The following is a 4,179-nucleotide window of genomic DNA, read 5'->3' on the forward strand; positions in this document are numbered from 1 at the left end:
GGGGGCAGGACGCGGTGGAGCATCGTGCCGGTGCGGTCGAGGCTGGCAGCGGCGTGTGCGGTCAGGTGCACGCCGATGGCGACGGCCTCGGCGGTAGTGAGGACGACGACGATCTGGCGGCCGTGCTGGTCGCGGGTGTGGATCTCGACGTGGCCGTTGGGTAGGACCCGCACGGGCAGGAACGTCTCGACCTGGGTGCGGTCCGGCGCGAGGGTGTGGATGGCCTCGGTCAGACTGCTGTAGTGGTTCTGGGCCTCGGCGTTCCAGTACTGACTGCGGGCGATGTGGTGGTCACGCTCGGTCTTGGTGTCGGCGTGGTTGGCCACGGTGTAGGCCACTTTCGCCTTCGCGTAGGCGTCGCATAGGGCGTCGATCGAGTTCAGGACCGTGTCGGCGGCCGGCGTCGGGACGGTGCTCATATGAAGGTCCTCCATCCTGGAGTGCGTGCGAGTGCGTCGAAATGCGGGCGTAGTCGTAGCGGCGCCCGACGGGCGGGCGGTGCGATGCCCCGGTATGCGGCCGATCTGCGGCGCGGGCGGGCGTCCGGGGCCGGTATGTTTGGGCGGGCGGGCCGCGCCGGACGGTCGGGCAACAGGGCTGGTGACACGTTCGGCGGTGGTGGTGCCCGCCGGTGTCGGAGCCGTCCGCCGTCTGTGGCGGTGCCGGCCCCGATACCCGGCCACGCTCAGACCGCCAGCAGGTCGAACGCGCGGGCCGTGAGGTCGGCCCCGGTGCCGGTGACCGTGCGGCGGGCGCGGACCTCGGCGATGGCGGCTTTGGCGTAGTGGTCGAGGTACTCGGTGATGGCCTGGTATCCGGCCCACCGGGTGCCCTTGACCGCTTTCTGCGTGTCCACGAGGTTTCCTTCCACGTTGTGGTTTCGGCTCGACGGCGGGCCGGGGTTCCAATCCGGGGGCCGCGCTGTCGTAAATAATTGTTCCTACCTATGGTTTTGGATCAAGTCGATCTGGTCCGGTCTATCGAGTTTTCTGTGGCGAATTTGACGCCCGTCACCGATGGTGTTCTACCGGGGTTCCGGGTCGGTGTTCAGCCGCCCGTGCGGGCCGTAGGCGTACTCGTGGACGGTCTTGAACAGCGCGGGGAAATAAACGGTGAAGCCGTGCTCGGGGATGAACACGCTCCGGTAGGAGCGGGTGATCCCGAGGACGTAGCGGTCGGGCTTGTCACCGTGTGAGCCGGGCGGGATGGTGCCGCCGCCAGGCCGGTCCGGGCAGGCGCGGCGGTGCCGGGCCAGCGCGATATGCGGGCACAGCGTGAGTGTGGCTTTCATGCATTCCGGGTGTCCCGGCGGGTCCGCGTAGTGCGTCAGTTCGGCAGCGAGGCGGGCCGAAATGGTGGTGTTGGGTCGGGTGTCATTGGTCGTCTCCGGTCCGCGCGTCCACGATCGTTAGGTCGGGGTTTGTTGCCTGGAGTCGGGCGCGTACGCGCGGCCACTTGTGGGCGCTGATGCGCCGGGTGATCGTGTCGAGGTTGGTGCCGGTCATCACCGTGTGTTGCATGGCGGCGGCGTCCGGATCGGTGAACACGGCTACTAGGTCACCCCCGGCGACTAGGTACATGTCGGCGGTGTCAGCCGGTGGGGGTGTCGGCGCGGTACGACGGCGCCCCGGGCTGTGGCCGGGGTGGCGGTGGGTGGTCATTGGTCATTGGTCATTCTGGTCTGGGTGGTGTGAGCACCGGGGCCGGGCATGGTGCCCGGCCCCGGCGTATCGGGTCTGTTCGGTCAGGTCGTGGCCGGCGCGGCGTCGGCCACGTCGGTGTCGCTCGGGTCGGTGCCCGTGCGGGTCATCAGTGCGGCGACCTCGTCGGTGGGTGCGGGTGGGTTGTCGGCGAGGGCGTACTTCGTTGGCGCCTCGCTGGCTAGGGTCAGTACCCCGATGGCGGCGAGGCGGCCCATCGCGTTGAGTACCGCGCCCGAGCTGCGGCCGCCCAACTCGCGGCCGACGGTGCCCGGGGTGAGGTCGTGGCCGGGGCCGAGGTCACGCATCAGCGCTTCGACCTGGTTTCGTAGGCCGTTCTTGCCGAGTTTCGGCGACCCGTCGGTGTTGCTTTCGCCGGTGGTGCGTCCGGCGCGGCGGGTGGCGGTGACCGTGACACCGGTCTTGATCCGGTGCTTGTGTCCGCAGGTGCACACGCACTCGCGGTACGGGGCGGCGTTGGCGAGGTCCACCGTGGCGAGGTCAGCCTCACCGCGCACCCACCGTTCCGGGGCGCTGTCACTGTCGCCCGGCTTACGGACCGCCGCCCCGGCAACTTCCATCGCCGTAAGCACCCGGGCGACGACCTGAGCGCGTAGGCCGGACTGGTCGATCACGTCGGCCGCGCTCACCCCGTCGGGGTAGTCGCCGAGCACCCCGGCGACCATCACGATCTTCAGGTGGTCACCGGCGCCGGACGGCCCGCCCGACACAGGTACCCCGGACACTGGCGCCGCGTCCGCCGCGTTGCCGCTCGTGTCACTGCCCGCCGGGGTCGCCTCGTCGGCCGTGTCGGGCGTGGTGTCAGTGGTGTCGTTAGTCGGGGTGGTGGGTTCCCAGAGGTCGGCGCCCTTGCGGTTGCCGTTGGTCGGGCCGGGAGTGCGGATGGCGGTTCCGGTTGCCTCCATGGTGTTGAGTGCCTCGGTGACGACCGGCAGTGGCAGGTTTTCCTGTCCGGCTAGCTTGCGGGCGGTCAGGCCGGGGTGGCGGCGCAGCGCGGCGGCGACGACGGACTGGGCCTCGTTGCTACCGGCGGTGAGATGCAGGTTCGCGGTCATGACAGGTCCTCCACAGAAATGGGGTGGCAGCGAATACCGCATCGCGCTAGCAATTGTTTGCGGTTTCGCCGGGGCCGTTGTTTCGGTGCCCACGTCCATGGACCCTCGTTGCCGGTTGAATGTCAACCCCGTTTTCCAAGACTTTTTTCGTAACCATTCCGGATGCCACCCACCCCTTCATTTCAGGGCCGGCTGTCCGGCCCGTAATAGGCGCTGCGGGGCGTTGTGGTCCCCGCTGGCGGACGTTCCCCGCGCGTGGGTATATCGGTATGGGTAGCGTTCGATCGGGGCGCGTATGGCGCGACGGCAGCGCTGCTGGCCAGGGCGAATTCGGCCCGCCCTCGGGGTCAGGGCCGGTCGGCGCCGGATACGCCGACCATCAATCGAACGACGAACCCCGATGCCTTGTGGTGAAAATCACTTCTTACCCCATCGCCCGAATGGCTGTTCGGCGACTCTTCGATGTGTTCTCCATTTGCCTCGTTCAGCTCGGTACGACTCGCCGAATGGCCGCTATCTGATCGGCCCATCCGGATAGTTTGCTGACCCTTACCACGTCACCGGTTTTCGGGGATTGCACGATCAAATCAGAACCGATGAACATTCCTGCATGTCGCGGTTCGGTGTGCGTGCCGCCGCTACCCGGGATCAAAATCAGATCTCCGGGACGCAGATACATCGCGCCCGGAACGGGGGTGCCGTCGTGTACCTGGTCGCGGGTGGTGCGTCCGATGGTGACCCCGGCCGCCCGGTACGCCTGTTGCATCAGCGACGAACAGTCACACTGCCGCGCTGGCACGCCGGAATGCGCGGCGGTGCAATCGCCGCCGAAGGTGTACGGGGTGCCGCGTTGCGCCAGGGCCCACCCGATAGCGGTCACGACCGGCGGCGGGGTGCCCGCCGGAAGGGTGAAACCCGGGGGTAGGGACACGGCCACGCCGGGCGGTAGCCCATGGCCGCCGTACCCGCCGTGAATGGCCGATACCACCCCGGCGGCGGACGCGATCAGCAGCACGACCGCCGCCGCCGCTACCGCAAGGCCGGTTGCTACCCGTCGCACGGGGCACCGTCCCCGGTGGGGGCGAGATCGGCGAGGCTGACCCGCCCGGGTTGTCCGGCGACCCGCCATACCGCACCCGCCGGCCCGCCCGCGTCGGGGGCGTGGTTGACGGCGGCGGTAGCCACGGTCACCCCGTTCGGTATCCCGGTGCGGGTGAGGTGGGTGTGCAGGTTGGCTTCCCGGGCGGTGGTGGGCAGCCAGAACAACACCGGGTAGGCCCGGGGTGGGGGTAGCGCGGCGTAGCCGGTCAGCTTGCCCGCGACCCGGGACAGGGTTTCGGTGCCGAGATCGACTTCAAGCCAGAACAGCATCGCCTGACCGCCGACGTTCCACGCGCCGTGCC

Annotated in this window: 5 protein-coding genes and 2 pseudogenes; all 7 read right to left on the bottom strand. The window is 69.0% G+C overall.

What is annotated here, in order from left to right; genetic code table 11:
* A partial coding sequence (locus K228_RS0123980) for a hypothetical protein (protein WP_025620654.1) occupies positions 1–419 on the bottom strand: 419 nt, incomplete at its 3' end.
* Positions 420–685: 266 nt separating this feature from the next.
* Positions 686–853 (bottom strand): annotated as a pseudogene (locus K228_RS27930) (DUF932 domain-containing protein); the annotation flags it as partial.
* Positions 854–1,024: 171 nt separating this feature from the next.
* Positions 1,025–1,291 carry a hypothetical protein gene (locus K228_RS0123990; protein ID WP_025620655.1) on the bottom strand — a complete coding sequence of 89 codons (267 nt, stop codon included), beginning with the start codon at positions 1,289–1,291 and terminating at the stop codon, positions 1,025–1,027.
* Positions 1,292–1,373: 82 nt separating this feature from the next.
* Positions 1,374–1,661: a hypothetical protein gene (locus K228_RS0123995; protein WP_025620656.1), complete on the bottom strand. Its 288-nt coding sequence runs from the start codon at positions 1,659–1,661 to the stop codon at positions 1,374–1,376.
* Positions 1,662–1,744: 83 nt separating this feature from the next.
* Positions 1,745–2,776, bottom strand: coding sequence for a helix-turn-helix domain-containing protein (locus tag K228_RS0124000; RefSeq protein ID WP_025620657.1), 1,032 nt, complete (start codon positions 2,774–2,776; stop codon positions 1,745–1,747).
* 484 nt (positions 2,777–3,260) lie between these two features.
* Positions 3,261–3,836: a C40 family peptidase gene (locus K228_RS0124005; protein WP_025620658.1), complete on the bottom strand. Its 576-nt coding sequence runs from the start codon at positions 3,834–3,836 to the stop codon at positions 3,261–3,263.
* A pseudogene (locus K228_RS0124010) lies at positions 3,824–4,179 on the bottom strand (replication-relaxation family protein); the annotation flags it as partial. The pseudogene K228_RS0124010 and the gene K228_RS0124005, both read right to left, overlap by 13 nt.

This window comes from Salinispora cortesiana, from assembly GCF_000484695.1.
GTDB lineage: Bacteria > Actinomycetota > Actinomycetes > Mycobacteriales > Micromonosporaceae > Micromonospora > Micromonospora cortesiana.